This is a genomic window from Serratia sp. KH_031 (assembly GCF_057839655.1).
This window is the reverse complement of sequence record NZ_CM174496.1, coordinates 1,222,233-1,240,671: the sequence shown is the minus strand read 5'-3', so window position 1 is coordinate 1,240,671 and position 18,439 is coordinate 1,222,233. Positions and strand designations below refer to the sequence as shown.

The window sequence follows — 18,439 nt, the reverse complement described above, 5'->3', positions numbered from 1 at the left end:
TGGGTGTAGCTCAATTGTGCTACACCCGAAAAACAACATCAAGGACATTGTCTATTTATTATCCAGTGGCAGCCAAAGACTATTATTTTAATACGTGATAGCTCCCTCTTCTCGGTTAAGGAAACCGCTTTGCAACCAATAGCCACAATAAGTGGTCAGCAACGACTCAAGTTCAAACGTCAGGTTGGCGCCCACCACTAACTCCTGTTCGATCTCACTTTGCTGATGCTGTTGCGGTTCCAAATAGAATGATTTAAACGGATACAATGCGTTGTCACTGGTGATTTGCGGTACCCATTGTTTGGCCCAGACTTCAGAACTGACAAAGCGTAGCGAATGCCCGGTCACCGCCGCCACCTGCTCCAACAGTTTGCGCCAAGGCACCGTCGCCAGATAGCCCAAGTTAGTCGGCTGATTAAACCGCTGTGAGTAAGTGCTGGCTCGGACGACCAAATAGGCCAGACTGTCCACCGGGCTGATATCCAGACCGTACCCTTGCCAATCCGGTGCTACCCCTTGTTGTAAGCAACCCTTAATCAGGTTGAGCGTATGGTTAGTTTCCACGTTGGAAGAACCATGACGCGTTGAGCCGGTAATATTCCCCATGCGATAGATAGCGCCATACAACCCTTGTGTGAAAGCTTGCTCCATCAGTCGCTCACTGACCCACTTCCCTTGCACATAACCGTTCGCCATCGCCGGTTCACTGGCAATGGTGTTTTCCAACACTAAATCGCCACGCTGTGCCGCTGCTGAGAGCGTTGAGATATAGAACAACTGTTTGGCACGCCCCTGACAGCAAAATACCAGTAAATCCCGTGTACTCTGCACGTTGGCCTGACGCAGCGTCGTATAATTATGCAGATGGTTCACCCAAGCACCGCAATGGTAAATAGCATCGACCTCCGTTGCCAATTGCTGCCATTGCAAAGATTCGATACCCAACCGTGGCTGGTTAAGATCGCCAAGTACTATGCGTATCCGCTCTTCGTCCAGTGTCAATTGGTAGCGTGCCGCCGCACTGCATAACCGTGCTAAACCCTGTTCTTCACTCTCCGCTCGAACCAAACAATAGACCACGCTTTCCAACAGCTTCTGTTGTAATTCCACCAGCAAGTGGATACCTAAGAAACCACTGACACCGGTCAGTAATACCTTGTCGAATGCCACCTTCGGTGCAGAAATGAAAGATAAAACGGGTAATTGTTGATCCTGCTCGATCAACAGTGCTTCTTCGTTATTACCTCGGCTCTCACCACCGTCGATCAGCCGTGCTAATTCAGCTAACGTGCCCGCATTAAACACCGTCGCGACCTCAATGTTTTTACCTAACCGTTTGGCGATCATATCGGTCATTTTAATCACTAATAACGAATGTCCGCCGATATCGAAGAAGTTATCGTCACGATTGATAACGATGCTGCGGTTCAATAACTGCTGCCAAATCTCAGCCAGACTGCACTCCGTTGTCGTGACGGGTGGCATCGCCAACTCTGATGTAGTTCCGAAATCGGCGCTAGGCAAACTGCGCTTATCGACTTTCCCATTGGCGGTTAGCGGCAATTTATCCAACACTTGCAAGCTCGTAGGTACCATGTAAGCCGGAACCTGTTGACGGAAGTCTCGTAAAATCTGGCTGCGCGGTAATGAACTGACACACCAGGCGACCAATTGCTTCTGCCCTTCATGTTCCTGCGCCAAGACCACCGCTTGTTCAACCCCTTCAAGTTGGCATAAACGGTGTTCAACCTCCCCTAACTCCAAACGATATCCGCGAATTTTGACCTGATTATCAACCCGGCCAATAAACTCTAAAGTGCCATTTTCATGCCAGCGGACACGGTCACCGGTTCGGTACATCACTTCTTCAGTCGATAGGTTGGCATGCGTTTCGTACCAGTAAGGATTACTCACAAAGGCCTCTGCCGTCTTCTCCGCCTGATTGAGATACCCCGCCGCCAGCCCTAAACCACTGGTGTATAATTCGCCGATAATCCCTTGCGGCAACAACTGCTGATACTCATCCAACACATAGCAACAAGTGCCTGATATCGGCTTACCAATAGGAATCGACGCACCAGAACAATCAGCCAGCGTGATCGAATGTAAGGTGGTGAAGGTGGTGTTTTCCGTCGGCCCATAACCATTCCAGATCTGCCTAGGTGGAGTATTTGAACGCAATACGCTAGCAACCAACTCGGGATTCAGTGCATCACCGCCAATCAATAAATGATGCAAGCCACCAAAGGCATTGGAGTTCTCCACTGCTAATTGGTTAAACAGAGCCACCGTAAACCACGCATCGGTGATGCCTCGTTCTCGCAAGAATTTAGGCAACGCCTCACTATTGATGACGGTTTGATAAGGGATGATCTCCAACCGTGCGCCGTTGAGCAACGCCCCCCAAATTTCTAGCGTCGAGGCATCAAAAGCGATATTCCCCGCCTGTGCCATCACCGCATCGGTGGACACTTGATAAGGCGCTGCGTCAACCACCAACCGAATAATCCCTTGTTGCCGGATCTGCACCCCTTTGGGTAATCCGGTAGAACCCGAGGTATACATCACATAGGCAATATCCTCTGGCGCCGTCGTCACACAGGGATATGCTCCCGCCGCTTCAATCATCAGCAGATCTTCGAGGTACACTTCAGGGCAATATGTCTGCCTTCCCCGCTGTTGGTGCTGAGTGATTAGGCACAGTGCCGCACAATCTTCCAGCACATAGTGCAAACGTTCATCGGGGTGCGCAGGATCGAACGGCACATAAATGGCTCCCGTTTTCATTATCGCCAGAATCAGCGCTACCATGTCCGCGCTCCGCTCCAACGCAAACAGAACGCATCGCCCTTCCATTGAGCCAAATTGACGACGCAGTTGCCACGCCAGCGTATCGGACAATTCATCCAATTGCTGATAGCTCAGCCGCTGCTGCATGAACCCTAGCGCTTGCGCATTAGGACGTAACTCAACCTGACGTTTGAACAAGGCGATCACTGAATCCTGCGGAATCTCTACCACCGCAGGATTCCAACTCAGTAACTGCTTCTGCCGCTGCGCATCATCCAATAACGGGATTTGCAACAACGATGCAGACAATGAACCAAAACCTTGCAGAATATTGCGATAATGCCCTAACAATTGATCGGCCAATGCCTTCGGCCATACACCTTCGCGGAATGAGGCTTCAATCGCCATGCCACCGTCGGTTTGCAGCACAATGTTAATCAACAAATCACTTTTGGCCGGTTCTGCTGGCAATGGATAAGACTCAATTTCCGTCTGTGCCAGTTGTAGTCCCTTACCATCTCCCCCTTCAGTATTTTGTAATACCAGCAACACCGCGCACAAAGGATGTTGTCTGGAATGACGTGGTATATCCAACCCAGCCAACACCTCAGCCAGCGGTGCCGAACCATGTTCAAATGCCTCAAGTAACAGTGGATGGTTTTTAGATAACAGCTCCGCCAGCGATTGCTGCTGATCTACCTGGCTGCGCAGGATCAAGGTATTAGCAAAGAAGCCAATTTGTTCCGCCAGTGCTTGCTGTGGCCGGTTAGCCCAAATACTGGCAATAGGAATATCGCTCTGCCCGCAATAGCGAGCCAGCAGTAGAGCCAACCCGGAATAGAGCAGATTGAATAACCCAGTCCCCATCAGGTTAGCCTGCTCTTGTAATTGCGTCCGCCATGCGGCTGATAAGGTGATAGTTTGTTTTTTACTGCCACTTCTCGCTTGCCCTGACAGCGGCAGGGCTAACGGTTTAACGTCTTGTAATTGCTGCTGCCAATATGCTAAGTCAGCCTGATAATTCTGCTGCTGTTGCCAGCAACAATAATCACTAAACTGTAACGATAATGGCGCAAGTGGAACTTGTTGCGCATAGAGCTCTGACAGTTCCCGGTGAAACACGCCCATCGACCAACCGTCACTAATGATGTGATGAATGTTGATCAACAAGACCCACTGTTGCTCGCGACATTGATATAGTCTCACGCGTAACAATGGTTCATTAGCCAAATCAAACGGTTGGAGTACACTTTGCCATAGTGCCTGCTGCAGCTGTTGTTCATTGGCACAACGGATCACTGGCAAGTCAAAATTAGCGTCTACGACCTGTTGATAGGCTTCACCATTCTGTTCGCGGATACGTAAGCGCAAACTATCGTGTCTAGCGATCAGTTGTTGCAGTGCATATTCCAAGCGTTGTGGTTCAAAATCGCCACTCAGTCGATAAGCCGCAGGAATAGAATATTCGGTTGAATCAGGATTATTTTTGCTGATTAACCACAGACGGCACTGCTCATAAGATAGTGGAATGCGTTGCCCCGGTTGCGTATGCGGTACGATGACAACATCTTGGCTGGACGCTACGATTGGCGATGCATCCAACCAACTAGCCAACTCGGCTAATTCGGGTAAACGGAACAAGTCAGCAATCGTGACGATTTTATGCCACTGACTTTCCACTGCCTGCTTCACCCGCACCACCAACAAAGAATGCCCACCAAGAGCAAAGAAGTGGCCATTACGCCCTACTGACTGCGGTAATTGTAATAATTGCTGCCACAGCGTAGCCAAAAACAATTCGGTTGACGTTTGCGGCACTTGGTATTCTTCTGCCACAAAAACCGGCTCCGGTAGGTGTTTTTTATCCACTTTACCGCTGGCGTTCAGCGGCAAACTCTCGAGCATTTGCAGATTGCTCGGCACCATATAAGCAGGCACTTGCTGACGAAATTGCATCAATATCGCGTCGGCTTTACCCTCCCCGACACACCAAGCCACAAGTTGCTTTTGCCCCTGATAGCTACGTGCCTGCACCACTGCCAATTCCACCGTTGGCAATTGACACAGACGGTGCTCCACTTCGCCAAGTTCCAACCGAAAGCCACGAATTTTGACCTGATCGTCAGTGCGCCCAATAAAATCCAGACTGCCATCAGGCAATTCACGTACCCGGTCGCCGGTTTTATACATCATCGTACTGGCAGATGCCGGTAAATGGCGTTGTTCATCGGCATAGAACGGATTCGGTAAAAAAGCCTTCGCGGTTTTATCTGGTTTATGGAGATAACCGACCGCCAGCCCCAATCCACTGGTATACAGTTCACCGTCCACGCCTGGAATTACTGGCTGTAATTGCTCATCCAGCACATAGCACTGCGTACCCGAAACGGCTTTACCGATGGGAATTGCCGTCCGTTCGCAATCTTCCAAAGTGATGCGATGTACCGTGGTGAATACGGTATTTTCTGTCGGCCCATAACAGTTCCAAATCGCTCCCGGCGGCATCGTTGCCTGCATCACGCTTTTAACACTGCTCGGGCTCAGCGCATCTCCACCGACAAAAACGTTATCTAACTCCCCAAAGACATCCGGGTTTTCCGCAACCAATTGATTGAAAAGCGCCACGGTGAAGAAGGCATCAGTCACCCCATGTTCACATAATTGTTGTGGTAGATGGACACTATCAATCACGGTGTCATAAGGAATCACCACTAAGGTTGCGCCATTCAGTAATACCCCCCAAATCTCGAAGGTTGAGGCGTCAAACGCACTATTGCCACATTGTGCTATCACTGCCTCGGTAGAAAACTGGAAGGGATGCGCATTCAGCACTAATCGCAAAATCCCTGTTTGCGGCACCAATACCCCTTTGGGTTGCCCCGTGGAGCCGGAGGTATACATCACATAAGCCAGTGGATTATGTGGCTCAGGACGATAGGCTTGCTCTGGTGGTATTAACATTTGCTCATCAAAGCACACTTCCGGGTAATCTTTTTGCCGCCCTTGATAAGCACTTTGCGTAATCACCAAACCAGCCTGACAATCTTGTAAAATATAATGCAGTCGTTCATCGGGATGAGAGGGATCAAAAGGAACGTAAGTCATACCCGTTTTCAATGCCGCCAATATAGCAATAATCATCCAATGACTACGCTCCATGGCGATGACGGCCATTTCTCCCTCTAATGATTGTGAATGGGCTTTCTTTAAATATTCAGCGAAACTATCGGATAGGAGATCTAATTGTTGGTAACTCAGTGAATGCTGTAAATATTTCACCGCAACCTTATCAGGGCACTGTTGCACCTGATAATTAAATGCCGAAATCAAATCTGCAAATGAAACATTGCCTTGATATATATTATCCATAATATCATTCTTTCAAAGAATAGAGTCCCTATCATCATTGGCGGTACCAGCGATGACACCATTAAACAAAAAAACAACACAATCAAATGGTTAATTACATGCAAAGTTCACACTAAAGTTGATAATAAGACAATATAAAAAATACACCTGCAGTCATCGAGTTACAAGAACTTGTTAGTCTGCTAACTAAATAAAATGTAAACAAGAGAGGGGATAATTTGAAATCAAATCAATAGCGAGAAGGATAAACAAGACAAACCTTATATTTATATAATTCCATGGTATTTTCATGTTTATTATAAATTATTTATATACTTTATAAAAAGGTCGCTAATGAAGAGGCAGTCAACGCTCAATAAAGACATCAATCGGGTAAATCACGGCGGGTCGTTTTATAAAACTTAGTCGTTGATTCAACGACAACACCTAGCAATAGGCCATAATACATCACGGCGGGAAAAATAAACATTCTAGTTAACTGAAACGGTATTAAAATAGACGTATTCTTATAATGTTAACAGCGATTTTATTTTAAACACCATCAATATTCGCATCAGTATAGATGCCGTGTAGACGATCACAATTTGATTTACCTCAATATTATTTCAACCATCGTTCATGATAGGCTAAGCACTCACTTTGTTTTCTTGGCGACGCTCGACAATGCACTTCAAACTTTCATTTCAAATTAAGCTGTTTTTGTGCCTAGTCGCCTTCTCTTGCCTGCTGTTAACGCTGATCGGCGCTTATACCTACTACCAACTCAATGCCCAATTGCATCGCGATCTCGGTGCACGTGCTCAGGTGCAAGCACGTGAGATTGCGTTGATTCCAACCCTCATTAGCGCGGTTGAAAACAAAAATACCGATCAAATCGTCAGCTTGATGAAGAAAATCCGTGCCAGCAGCGATGCTAGCTATATTGTCATTGGCGACAATCAGGCTAGGCATCTCTATCACTCCGAATATCCTGGTCGCTATGGTACACCGATGGTCGGCGGTGATAATCAGGAAGTGTTGCAGGGGAAAAGTATTATTTCCATTCGTAAAGGCGGAATAGGCGTTTCCTTGCGTAGTAAAGCCCCCATCCTTGATGAAAACAATCAGGTTATAGGTATTGTTTCTGTCGGTTATTTAAAATCTCATATTGATAATTTAAATGCCCGGAAGCTGACACAGATTGTCGGCTCGATTGTTTTACTCTTAATTGCTCTATTTATTTTCTCTTGGTTATTATCCAAGAATTTAAAACGCCAAATGTTCTGGTTGGAACCCAAAGAAATCGCCCTACTGGTACGTCAGCAAAAAGCCTTATTAGAAGCGATTTATGAAGGGGTTATCGCCGTCGATCCACAATTGTGCATCATTACTATCAACCACGCAGCACGCGATTTGTTGGATTTACGCCAACCCACCACCAGCCTGATGGGTAGGGAAATTGGTGAGTTTATTCAATCGCAGCCTAATTTCTTTGCCAGTACCCAGTTGCAACACGATACCCATGATGAAGTCTGCCGTTTCAATCATGTACGGGTGATCGCCAGCCGAGTGCGCATTATGCAAGAGGATGAATTGCAAGGATGGGTGATCAGCTTCCGTGATAAAAACGACATCAATACCTTGAGCAGTCAGTTAAGCCAAGTGAAACGCTACGCCGATAATCTACGCATTATGCGCCACGAACAGTTGAATTGGACGGCAACATTGGCCGGATTGCTACATATGCAACGTTATGATGAAGCGATTCGTTATGTAGAAGCACAATCAGAAGGCGCACAGGAAATCCTCGACTTCATTTCCCAACGCTTTAGCTCAGCGACCCTATGTGGTCTGTTGCTGGGCAAGTATTCTAGTGCCCGTGAGAAAGGCGTCGAACTACGCTTTGATCCCGCTTGCCAGTTGCGTCAGCTCCCGACAGCGCTGAATGAGACTGAGTTGATGTCGATCATCGGCAATTTATTGGATAACGCAATCGAAGCGACATTGCGCTCTACGCTTCCAGTAGCACCAGTGGAGTTATATATCAGTGACAGCAGTAATGATTTGGTGATTGAAGTGGCCGACCAAGGCACCGGTATTGCACCAGAAGTCCGCGACACCCTATTCCAACAAGGTGTCACCACGAAAGAAAAAGGCGATCACGGCATTGGTTTGCACCTGGTTGCCAGCCATGTTGCCCAAGCACACGGCAGTATAGAAGTGTCGGATAACGAGCCACACGGCACCATTTTCTCGTTGTTTATTCCGAAGATTTAACCACCCGGTTGCTTTTTCAATTCAGCGATAAGCTCACATTTTTTACCTCACCATTTATAACATATTGTTTTTAAAAAATTTATAAATAAACAAAACAAAAAGTCACCTCTATCAGAAGATAACATTAGATTTATCTGATAAAATCTCGCAAAACATGAATTTTGTAACAGATCGTAGTTACAGAGGCCGTGCTGATGTACGTCATGATTTGCGAGTAGGGACACTTTAGCTTTCTCTGCACCCCATAGTGAATCCGGAATTCACTCCCTTTTAAATGGTGTAATGGATCTTAAAATGACCAAAGTCATAAGTATTAGCAATGAAAATAATAATCATCCTACCATTGTAGATGGTTCATTTATTGAACATGATCAAATAGATTTATTTGAAATATTTTCGATGCTATTAAAGGCAAAAAGAACCCTCATTTTCATTACCGCTTTATTTATGGCTTTAGGATTAGTCTTTGGAACATTGCTACCACAAAAATGGACAAGTAGCTCAGTCATTATTGCTCCATCGGAACAAGAGTCTATGGAGTTAAATAGTTTACTGAATGAATTAAGCGTTGCCGGTGTATCGACCGGAATTAATAAAGATTACTTGCTAAAAATTTATATGCAATACTTTGATTCGAATATCTTGCGTGATGGTTACTTGCAAACCACTGATTACTTTAAAATGTTATTGAATGAAAGTAAAGATGATGAGTTACAAAAACGACGCTTACTCGACTCGATTGGCAATAACAACATTACAACCTCAGGGAATAATAATGATAAACCTAACGATGCTAAGGCTTACACCTATTATCGTTTGAATTTCTCTGCTGAAACCTCTGAAGCCGCTAGAGATTTACTCCAAGGTTATATGGTATATGTTGAAAAAACCTCTAATAGTTATATTTTATATAAAATAAAACGGGCAGTAGCCCTCAAATTAGAGTCTGAGAAAGAATTATTCCAACGCGAATTGCAGAAAATCCAAAACCAGCGCGATGTTCGGATACAACGGATTGAATATGCACTCTCTATTGCCGATGCCGCAGGGCTCAAAAGACCCGTTTATTCTAATGGCACGGTAATCAATGACGACCCCGATTACTCGATCACCCTAGGCGCAGATGCACTGAGACAGAAACTGGCCGTGGAAAAATCCATCACTGACCCACTGATGATGAGCACTGATTTACGTAATAGAAAGATGAATATTGATCTTCTCAGTAATATCAAAATTGCTGATATTGAATTTAAACCATTTAAGCTGTTACAACAACCTGAGAGCCCATCGAAAAAAGACAGTCCTAAACGATTAATAGTACTTATATTATTCACATTAGTCGGATTCATGGTCGCCGTCGGAGCTGTTTTGTTACGGAATGTGTATGTAAAACACAAAGAGAACAACGCCCTCTGAGGCTAGAGGTTGACAGCTAAACGCTCACACCATTATTCAAAGGGAACAGGTAATATCTGTTCCCTCTTTTTTTAGTGTTACCAGACAACAACCCCAAATTATTGGCTACCGAATATAACCTCTGGCAGAAAATACCATACCGAATTGACCTATCGATGTAAACCCTGCATATCCTTCGTTCTGGACATTGAGGGTTGTCACAGAATCTCACTGTGTTAAGGTAATAAGCACTATTATTTTCTATTTAGGAAATTTATATCATTCGAATAACACCAAAGGAAAACTAAAATTGCATGGCAATTAAACTCGAAGTAAAGAACTTATATAAAGTATTTGGTGAACATCCGGAACGTGCTTTTAAACTGATAGATAAAGGTCTAACCAAAGACCAGCTGTTTGAAAAAACCGGATTATCGCTGGGCGTGAAGAACGCCTCTCTGGCCATTGAAGAAGGCGAGATTTTCGTCATCATGGGGCTTTCCGGTTCCGGTAAATCCACCTTGGTACGCCTTCTCAATCGCCTGATAGAACCCACTCGCGGACAGGTACTCATCGACGGTGAAGATATTTCTAAAATATCGGATAGTGCGTTACGTACCGTACGTCGTAATAAGATCAGTATGGTGTTCCAGTCGTTCGCCTTAATGCCACATATGACGGTATTAACCAATACCGCATTCGGTATGGAATTAGCCGGTGTACCGCAGCAAGAGCGCCAAGAAAAAGCGCTGGATGCTTTGCGTCAGGTCGGGCTAGAAAATTATGCTCATTCTTATCCTGATGAACTCTCCGGTGGGATGCGTCAACGTGTGGGATTAGCCCGTGCGATGGCCAATAATCCCGACATATTATTGATGGATGAAGCCTTCTCAGCGCTCGATCCCTTAATTCGTGCCGAGATGCAGGATGAATTAGTCAAATTACAGGCCAAGCATCAACGTACCATCGTGTTTATTTCACACGATCTGGATGAAGCGATGCGTATTGGCGATCGTATTGCAATTATGCAAGGTGGCGAGGTTATTCAGATCGGTACACCGGATGAAATATTAAATAATCCGGCCAACGATTATGTGCGTACCTTCTTCCGTGGCGTGGATATCAGTCAGGTATTCAGTGCGAAAGATATCGCCAAGCGTCGCCCGGTGGCTCTTATTCGTAAAACCCCCGGTTTTGGTCCACGTTCAGCGTTGCAACTGCTGCGCGATGAAGATCGTGATTATGGTTATGTGTTGGAACGCGGGCAGAAATTTATCGGTGTGGTGTCGATCGATTCACTGAAAAAAGCGTTGGCCGCCAATCAAACATTGGACGATGCCCTGTTAGAAGCACCGGCAGCGGTACCGGCAGACATGCCATTAAGCGAGTTGATCTCGTTGGTCGCCCAGGCACCTTGTGCCGTCCCGGTGGTCGGTGAAGAGAACAACTATATCGGCGTGATTTCCAAAGCCATGCTGTTGCAGGCGTTAGATAAAGAGGGGCCGACTGAATGAGTGACCAAACGACAGATCCATGGGCTACCCCGGCAGCGGACACCGCTAATCAGGCCGCAGATGCCTGGAATACAGCTCCGGCAACGTCCACACCCGATGCCGCCCATCAAGCAGCGTCACAAGGCGCTGACTGGCTGAACAGCGCTCCGGCACAACCTGAGCACTTCAGTCTGCTTGATCCATTCCACAAAGCTTGGGTGCCGTTTGACTCTTGGGTCACGCAAGGCATCGACTGGTTGGTATTGCATTTCCGCCCGCTGTTCCAAGGTATTCGTGTACCGGTAGATTTCATCTTGAGCGGCTTCCAGCAGTTGTTGCTCGGTATGCCTGCGCCGATCGCCATTTTGGTGTTCTCGCTGATTGCCTGGCAGATCTCCAGCTTAGGCATGGGCGCCGCTACGCTGGTTTCACTGATTGCTATCGGTGCCATCGGTGCTTGGTCACAAGCGATGGTCACGCTGGCGTTGGTACTCACCGCGTTGCTGTTTTGTATTGTCATCGGGCTACCGCTCGGCATCTGGCTGGCGCGCAGTAAGCACGCCGCCAAAGTGATTCGCCCATTGCTCGATGCTATGCAAACTACCCCAGCCTTCGTTTATCTGGTGCCGATCGTGATGTTATTCGGTATCGGTAACGTGCCGGGCGTGGTGGTAACCATTATCTTCGCCCTACCGCCGATTGTGCGTCTGACCATTTTGGGTATCAAACAGGTGCCGGAAGATCTGATCGAAGCGGCGGAATCCTTCGGAGCCAGCCCGCGTCAGATGCTGTTTAAAGTTCAGTTACCGCTGGCGATGCCAACCATTATGGCGGGCGTTAACCAGACGCTGATGCTAGCACTGTCGATGGTGGTTATCGCCTCGATGATCGCTGTAGGAGGTCTGGGGCAGATGGTACTGCGCGGTATCGGTCGTCTCGATATGGGGCTGGCTGCCGTCGGCGGCGTCGGTATCGTCATTCTGGCCATCATTCTCGATCGCCTTACCCAATCGCTGGGACGCGACAGCCGTAGCAAAGGCACTGGCCGTTGGTTCAACCACGGACCAATCGGACTAATCACACGCCTGTTCGGTAAAAAAGCCTAACCCCCCGTTCCCGCTGCCAATGCGGCGGGCTACGCACCATAAAAACAGAGGACACACACTATGCGCACCACAGGAATTTGGGCACTGGCCCTTACTACACTGGTTGGATCACAGTTTGCTTCCGCTGCTGATTTACCCGGTAAAGGTATTTCGGTTCAACCCATCCAAAGCACGCTGTCTGAAGAAACCTTCCAGACATTAATCGTCAGCAAAGCGTTGGAAAAACTGGGTTATGACGTCAAGCCACCCCGTGAAGTCGATTACAACGTCGCCTACACCTCAATCGCTTCTGGCGATGCGACCTTCCTCGCGGTTAACTGGGACCCACTGCACGCTGACCAATATCAATCCGCGGGTGGCGATGCCAAATTCTACCGCGAAGGGGTCTACGTTAACGGTGCCGCTCAAGGTTATCTGATCGACAAAAAAACCGCCGAGCAATACAAAATCACCAATATCGCCCAACTGAAAGATCCGAAGATCGCCAAGTTGTTCGACACCAACGGTGACGGTAAAGCCGATCTGACCGGTTGTACGCCAGGCTGGGGCTGCGAAGCGGTGATTAATCACCAAATCAAAGCTTATGGACTGGAAAACACTGTCGAGCATAACCAAGGCAACTACGCCGCGATGATCGCCGATACCATCACCCGTTATAAAGAAGGCAAACCGGTGCTGTACTACACTTGGACGCCATACTGGGTCAGCGATGTGTTAGTTCCGGGGCGCGATGTCGTCTGGCTGCAAGTGCCGTTCTCTTCTCTGCCGGGTAAGCAAAAAGAGATGGATACCAAGCTGCCAAACGGCGCTAACTATGGCTTCCCGGTGAATACCATGCGTATCGTTGCCAACAAACAGTGGGCAGCAACTAACCCCGCAGCCGCTAAACTGTTTGCCATCATGAAATTGCCTATTGCCGATGTGAACGCACAAAACCTGTATATGCACAAAGGTCAGGCGTCTGAAGCGGATATCGAAAATCACGTCAATGGTTGGATCAAAGCACACCAAGCCACCTTCGACGGTTGGGTAAAAACCGCCGCCGAAGCCGCTAACAAGTAAGTAAGCGCTTACCGGGTACGCGTAATGTGTGCCCGGCTCTCACCCCAATAGCATCTTTTCTAACAAAATTCGCACAAATACACATTGGCTTACTCATCATCCTGCACAATACTTTGCGCACTTTCCTTTTGTGATCGATAGCACATGAATCAGCCAACAGAACAATCGCAAGGACTCAGTCCTGCACTCATCGCCGTAATCGCACTTGCCACTGGCCTCGCCGTCGCCAGTAACTACTATGCCCAGCCGCTGCTGGAAACCATCGCCAAAAGTTTCGACCTGTCGATTAATCAGGCTGGCTTTATCGTCACCGCCGCCCAATTGGGTTACGCCGTCGGTTTGTTATTCTTGGTGCCGCTCGGGGATATGTTTGAGCGCCGTGGTTTGATCGTCTTTATGACCTTGCTGGCCGCCGGAGGGATGTTAATTACCGCCAGTTCCCAAACGTTACCAATGATGATCCTCGGTACCGCGTTGACTGGCCTATTCTCGGTGGTCGCACAGATACTGGTGCCACTGGCCGCTACGCTAGCACATCCAGAAAAACGCGGTAAAACCGTCGGTATTATCATGAGTGGTTTGCTGCTAGGGATTCTGCTAGCACGTACCGTCGCCGGGGCTTTGGCTTCGATTGGCGGTTGGCGCACCATCTATTGGGTGGCGAGCGTACTGATGATTCTGATGGCGTTGATTTTGTGGCGCGCTTTACCACGCTATAAACAACACTCCGGTTTGAATTATCCGCAATTGCTGAAGTCGATTTTCAGCCTGTTTTGCCGTACTCCACTGTTACGCACCCGCGCGACGCTGGGCGCGTTATCCTTTGCTAACTTCAGCGTGCTCTGGACCTCAATGGCCTTCTTGTTAGCCGCCCCGCCATTCAACTATTCCGAAGGGGTGATTGGTCTGTTTGGTTTAGTCGGTGCTGCGGGCGCCTTGGCGGCTTCACGCGCTGGGCTGTTGGTCGATAAAGGCAAAGGAGGATTGACCACCAGCGTCGGCTTGATCCTGCTGTTACTGTCTTGGATTCCTATCGCCTTGGCTAAACAATCTATCTGGGCGTTAATCGTTGGAATATTGGTGCTTGATCTAGCCGTTCAGGCGGTACATGTGACCAACCAGAGCGTGATTTATCGCATCATGCCAGAAGCCCGTAACCGCCTGACCGCCGGTTACATGACCAGTTATTTTATCGGTGGCGCCGTTGGCTCACTGCTTTCCGCTTCCGCCTATCAGCACTATGGTTGGAACGGTGTGGCAGCGATTGGTGGCGTGTTGTGCGTCCTTAACCTGCTGACTTGGTGGTGCGGAAAGCGTCACGATCCACAAGGTTCTGCGGCGATCTGATTAGCAAGCGAACAATAACCAAAGAAATTTATTAACGGTGCAGGGTATTAACATTACTCACTCTCTAGTAATGTTTTGGGCATAAACTATTAGCGCCTATGCCTTAGCACCGTAGCTTGTCGAAATGGGCGATAAAATAATAATAATCATTGTCATCTAATTAGTATTGCTTATCCCTCTCAACACCTTGGGCACAGTTTCTGTGCATCAACTCACGTTTTAGAGTCCCCATTAGCATTCAGTGTTTACAAACAACTTACAAATGACACGAATAGCTAAATTATTTCGCTTGCCGAACATTTACACTATTAATCACTATCGTTACTATAACGAACGAAATTAATGAGGCCAAAATCATGGAAAGCTCGTTTACTCCCATCGAACAAATGCTCAATTTCCGCGCTAAACGTCAGAAAGATTTCCCATATCAGGAAATTCTGTTGACGCGCCTATGCATGCATATGCAAGGCAAATTGCTGGAAAACCGCAATAAAATGCTGAAAGCACAGGGAATCAACGAGACGTTATTTATGGCTCTGATCACGCTGGACGCACAAGAAAGCCACAGCATTCAGCCTTCTGAACTAAGCTCTGCCCTGGGTTCATCGCGTACCAATGCCACCCGCATTGCCGATGAACTGGAAAAACGTGGTTGGATTGAACGCCGGGAAAGCGACAACGACCGCCGTTGCCTGTATCTGCATCTGACACAGGCCGGGCAAGAATTTTTAGCCCAATTGCTGCCACCACAGCACAAGTGTCTGCATTTCCTTTGGTCCACCCTGAGTGACGACGAGCAAAAACAGCTGGAGATGCTGACACGCAAGTTACTGGCTCGTCTGGATCAAATGGAAATCACAGAACAGTTAGTTTAATCAACCATTTCTGTTCAGGTAATCGACTTATGCAATCCCCATTTAACTGGAGATTCACCCCACTGTTCGCCGTTTTATTGCTGGCAGGGTGTGCGTCTACCGACAATATCGCCCCGCAATCCAAACTGATGGAACCGCAGCAATTACAGCTGAGCCAGAATAAGGTCAGTTCGCTCACCATTAGCCCACAGTGGTGGCGTTCACTTAACGATCATCAGCTTGATGCTTTGATGACACAAACGCTGCAAAATTCGCCGTCATTACGGCAGGCGGCAGCGCGGGTGCGTGAAGCGCAAAGTGTGATGGGCGAAGCCAGTGCGGCCAATGGCCCGAATATCGATCTGACTGCGGGGATGCAGCGCGATCGCTTCTCGCAAAACACCATCCAGCCTTTAGCGCCTAACTACCCTTCACAACCACTGTACCAAACAATGAATAAGGTGGGTTTGAACCTGAGCTATGAGTTCGACTGGTGGGGTAAATACCGCAATCAAGTGAATGCTGCGCAAGCTCAAGTTGACGCCGCGCGCGCCGAGCAACAACAAGCTGCATTGACGCTGACCAGCTCAGTGGCGTCCACCTATTACCAGCTACAGAGTAATTTTGCGCTGCAAAAACTGTTGCAACAGGAAGTCGATAACTATCAGCGTCTTGCCACTCTGCGCCAACAGCAGTATCAAGCCGGATTGTATGGCGTGGAAGTTGCTCAACAGGCGAAATCTCAGGCCGATAGTGCCCAGCAGCAGATTACCCAATTGCAATCGATTATCGACCAGTTGAAACATCAGCTTGCAGCATTAGCCGGACAAGGGCCAAACGCCACGCAAAACCTGCGTCCGGTAGCATTACCGGCCGAGAGCTTGTTAGCACCGAAAGCCGAACTAACAACCGATTTACTGGGTAATCGCCCAGACATCGCGGCACAGCGTCAGTTAGTAGAGTCTTACGATCAACGGGTTAAAGCCGCACGGAAAGAGTTCTACCCTAGCCTGTCGATCACCGGTTTTGCTGGTTTCACTACCGCCAACTATATGGGTCGTAATCCGACGTTGCTGGAAGCCGCCAGTAAAGCCTGGAACTTCGCCCCGGCGATTTCGTTACCGATATTCCATGCCGGTGCCCTGCGTAGCAAGTTGGGTGAAGAATCCGCGTTGTATGACCAATCCGTGGAGTCTTATAACCAAACTATCCTGAATGCCGTGCAGGAAACCGCGGATGCTATTACCGTCCAGCAAAGCGCTACCCAACAGCTACAGCAGGCGGCATCAGCGTCTCAATCAATGCAGCAGGTCTATCGCGTTGCCAATGCGCAATATCAAGCAGGGGTCATTGGACGTGACCAACAGTTAAGTAGCCAGACGCAGCTTTTACAGCAGCAACAGGCGGAATTGAACGCTAGCAGCAATCTAATGCAGGCGAAGATCGGACTGATCCGTGCTCTGGGCGGGGGCTATCAGGCTCCAGCACCTGCGGATTCAAAAGCATAATAATAGTCAAATAGTTACGTTATGGCGTGGAGAATAGTATGAGCACAGGCGCGGAAACTCAAAACCCGCAGCAACCGAACGGCAAAAAGAAACAGCGCAAGTTTTGGCTGCTTCTGCTGACGGTGATTTTTGTTGTCATTGGGGTAGCTTATTTGGTGTATTGGTTCCTGGTGCTGCGTCATCATCAGGAAACCGACGATGCTTACGTCGCGGGTAATCAGGTGCAGATCATGGCACAGGTTTCCGGCAGCGTGAACCGCGTCAATTTCGATAACACGGATTTCGTTAAACAAGGTGATGTGCTGGTCACACTCGATACCACCGATGCCGAACAGGCGTTAGAGCGCGCACGCACGGCACTGGCTAATAGCGTTCGCCAAACCCACCAGCTCATCATCAACGGTAAGCAATATCAGGCCAGCATTACCCTGCGCAAAACCGAGTTGAGCAAGGCAGAAAGCGATCTGAAACGCCGCGTAGTGCTGGGTAGCGTAGATGCGATCGGCCGTGAAGAACTGCAACACGCCCGTGATGCAGTAGAAAGCGCACGCGCCGCGTTGGAAGTCGCCGTTCAGCAATACAATGCCAATCAGGCAATGGTGCTGAATACGCCACTGGAAAAACAACCGGCCATCCAACAGGCTGCGGCACAGGTACGTGATGCTTGGTTAGCGTTGCAACGTACCAAAATCGTTAGCCCAATCACTGGCTATGTATCACGCCGTAGCGTGCAAGTTGGCGCACAGATCGCCGCCGGAGCGCCATTGATGGCAGTCGTTCCTGCCGAGCACGTTTGGGTCGATGCCAACTTCAAAGAAACGCAAATCGCCAATATGCGGATCGGTCAATCAGCTACCGTGGTCAGTGACGTTTACGGCGACGATGTCGTGTATCAAGGTAAAGTGGTCGGTATCGATATGGGTACCGGTAGCGCCTTCTCCTTACTGCCTGCGCAAAACGCCACCGGTAACTGGATCAAAGTGGTTCAACGTTTACCGGTACGTATTGAGCTGGACGCCAAACAAATTGCCGACCATCCATTACGGATTGGCTTGTCAACATTGGTGACAGTAGATACCGCCAATCAAGAGGGGCGCGTATTGGCTGACGTTGTTCGTGACAAGCCGCTGTATCAAAGTGATGCGCTGACGCTGAACCTGGCACCGGTTAATCAAATGATTGCCGATGTGATTCATGCTAACGCCGGTTAAGCGCGCAGGGGGCTGTCTTGGCACAAAAACCGCTTGAAGGTGCCCAGC

At 48.3% G+C, this 18,439-nt stretch carries 10 protein-coding genes; 9 read left to right on the top strand and 1 reads right to left on the bottom strand.

What is annotated here, in order from left to right; translation table 11 throughout:
• Positions 1–87 precede the first annotated feature (87 nt).
• The gene (locus tag AC3ISQ_RS05440) at positions 88–6,159 is read right to left on the bottom strand and encodes a non-ribosomal peptide synthetase (protein WP_489351245.1); all 6,072 of its coding nucleotides are present in this window, start codon (positions 6,157–6,159) and stop codon (positions 88–90) included.
• 663 nt (positions 6,160–6,822) lie between these two features.
• On the opposite strand from AC3ISQ_RS05440, the gene AC3ISQ_RS05435 reads away from it, so the two are divergent.
• The 9 genes from AC3ISQ_RS05435 to emrA all read left to right on the top strand — a co-directional run bounded on the left by AC3ISQ_RS05435 (position 6,823) and on the right by emrA (position 18,391).
• A complete protein-coding gene (locus AC3ISQ_RS05435; RefSeq protein ID WP_489351243.1) occupies positions 6,823–8,415 on the top strand; it encodes an ATP-binding protein in 1,593 nt (530 codons plus the stop codon).
• 294 nt (positions 8,416–8,709) lie between these two features.
• Positions 8,710–9,831: an LPS O-antigen length regulator Wzz(fepE) gene (wzz(fepE), locus tag AC3ISQ_RS05430; protein WP_489351241.1), complete on the top strand. Its 1,122-nt coding sequence runs from the start codon at positions 8,710–8,712 to the stop codon at positions 9,829–9,831.
• Between the two features lie 293 nt (positions 9,832–10,124).
• On the top strand, positions 10,125–11,324 hold the full coding sequence (gene proV, locus AC3ISQ_RS05425; RefSeq protein ID WP_489351239.1) for a glycine betaine/L-proline ABC transporter ATP-binding protein ProV: 1,200 nt from the start codon (positions 10,125–10,127) through the stop codon (positions 11,322–11,324).
• Positions 11,321–12,409 (top strand): glycine betaine/L-proline ABC transporter permease ProW, encoded by a 1,089-nt coding sequence (proW, locus tag AC3ISQ_RS05420; protein WP_489351237.1) that lies wholly within the window; start codon positions 11,321–11,323, stop codon positions 12,407–12,409. The genes proV and proW overlap by 4 nt, the downstream gene beginning before the upstream one ends.
• A 60-nt stretch (positions 12,410–12,469) precedes the next feature.
• Positions 12,470–13,471 carry a glycine betaine/L-proline ABC transporter substrate-binding protein ProX gene (gene proX, locus AC3ISQ_RS05415; protein WP_489351235.1) on the top strand — a complete coding sequence of 334 codons (1,002 nt, stop codon included), beginning with the start codon at positions 12,470–12,472 and terminating at the stop codon, positions 13,469–13,471.
• Between the two features lie 144 nt (positions 13,472–13,615).
• A complete protein-coding gene (locus tag AC3ISQ_RS05410) occupies positions 13,616–14,818 on the top strand; it encodes an MFS transporter (RefSeq protein WP_489351233.1) in 1,203 nt (400 codons plus the stop codon).
• 356 nt (positions 14,819–15,174) lie between these two features.
• Positions 15,175–15,693, top strand: a complete 519-nt coding sequence (gene mprA / locus AC3ISQ_RS05405) for a transcriptional repressor MprA (protein ID WP_489351231.1) — start codon at positions 15,175–15,177, stop codon at positions 15,691–15,693.
• Positions 15,694–15,722: 29 nt separating this feature from the next.
• Positions 15,723–17,180 carry an efflux transporter outer membrane subunit gene (locus tag AC3ISQ_RS05400; RefSeq protein WP_489351230.1) on the top strand — a complete coding sequence of 486 codons (1,458 nt, stop codon included), beginning with the start codon at positions 15,723–15,725 and terminating at the stop codon, positions 17,178–17,180.
• Between the two features lie 38 nt (positions 17,181–17,218).
• Positions 17,219–18,391 (top strand): multidrug efflux MFS transporter periplasmic adaptor subunit EmrA, encoded by a 1,173-nt coding sequence (gene emrA / locus AC3ISQ_RS05395; RefSeq protein ID WP_489351228.1) that lies wholly within the window; start codon positions 17,219–17,221, stop codon positions 18,389–18,391.
• The last annotated feature ends 48 nt before the right edge of the window (positions 18,392–18,439 follow it).

Excerpts from the sequence above, each read along its gene's own strand:
- AC3ISQ_RS05440 (WP_489351245.1), bottom strand. The coding sequence starts at position 6,159 with ATGGATAATATATATCAAGGCAATGTTTCATTTGCAGATTTGATTTCG.
- AC3ISQ_RS05435 (WP_489351243.1), top strand. The coding sequence starts at position 6,823 with ATGCACTTCAAACTTTCATTTCAAATTAAGCTGTTTTTGTGCCTAGTC.
- proV (WP_489351239.1), top strand. The coding sequence starts at position 10,125 with ATGGCAATTAAACTCGAAGTAAAGAACTTATATAAAGTATTTGGTGAA.
- proW (WP_489351237.1), top strand. The coding sequence starts at position 11,321 with ATGAGTGACCAAACGACAGATCCATGGGCTACCCCGGCAGCGGACACC.
- proX (WP_489351235.1), top strand. The coding sequence starts at position 12,470 with ATGCGCACCACAGGAATTTGGGCACTGGCCCTTACTACACTGGTTGGA.
- AC3ISQ_RS05410 (WP_489351233.1), top strand. The coding sequence starts at position 13,616 with ATGAATCAGCCAACAGAACAATCGCAAGGACTCAGTCCTGCACTCATC.
- mprA (WP_489351231.1), top strand. The coding sequence starts at position 15,175 with ATGGAAAGCTCGTTTACTCCCATCGAACAAATGCTCAATTTCCGCGCT.
- AC3ISQ_RS05400 (WP_489351230.1), top strand. The coding sequence starts at position 15,723 with ATGCAATCCCCATTTAACTGGAGATTCACCCCACTGTTCGCCGTTTTA.
- emrA (WP_489351228.1), top strand. The coding sequence starts at position 17,219 with ATGAGCACAGGCGCGGAAACTCAAAACCCGCAGCAACCGAACGGCAAA.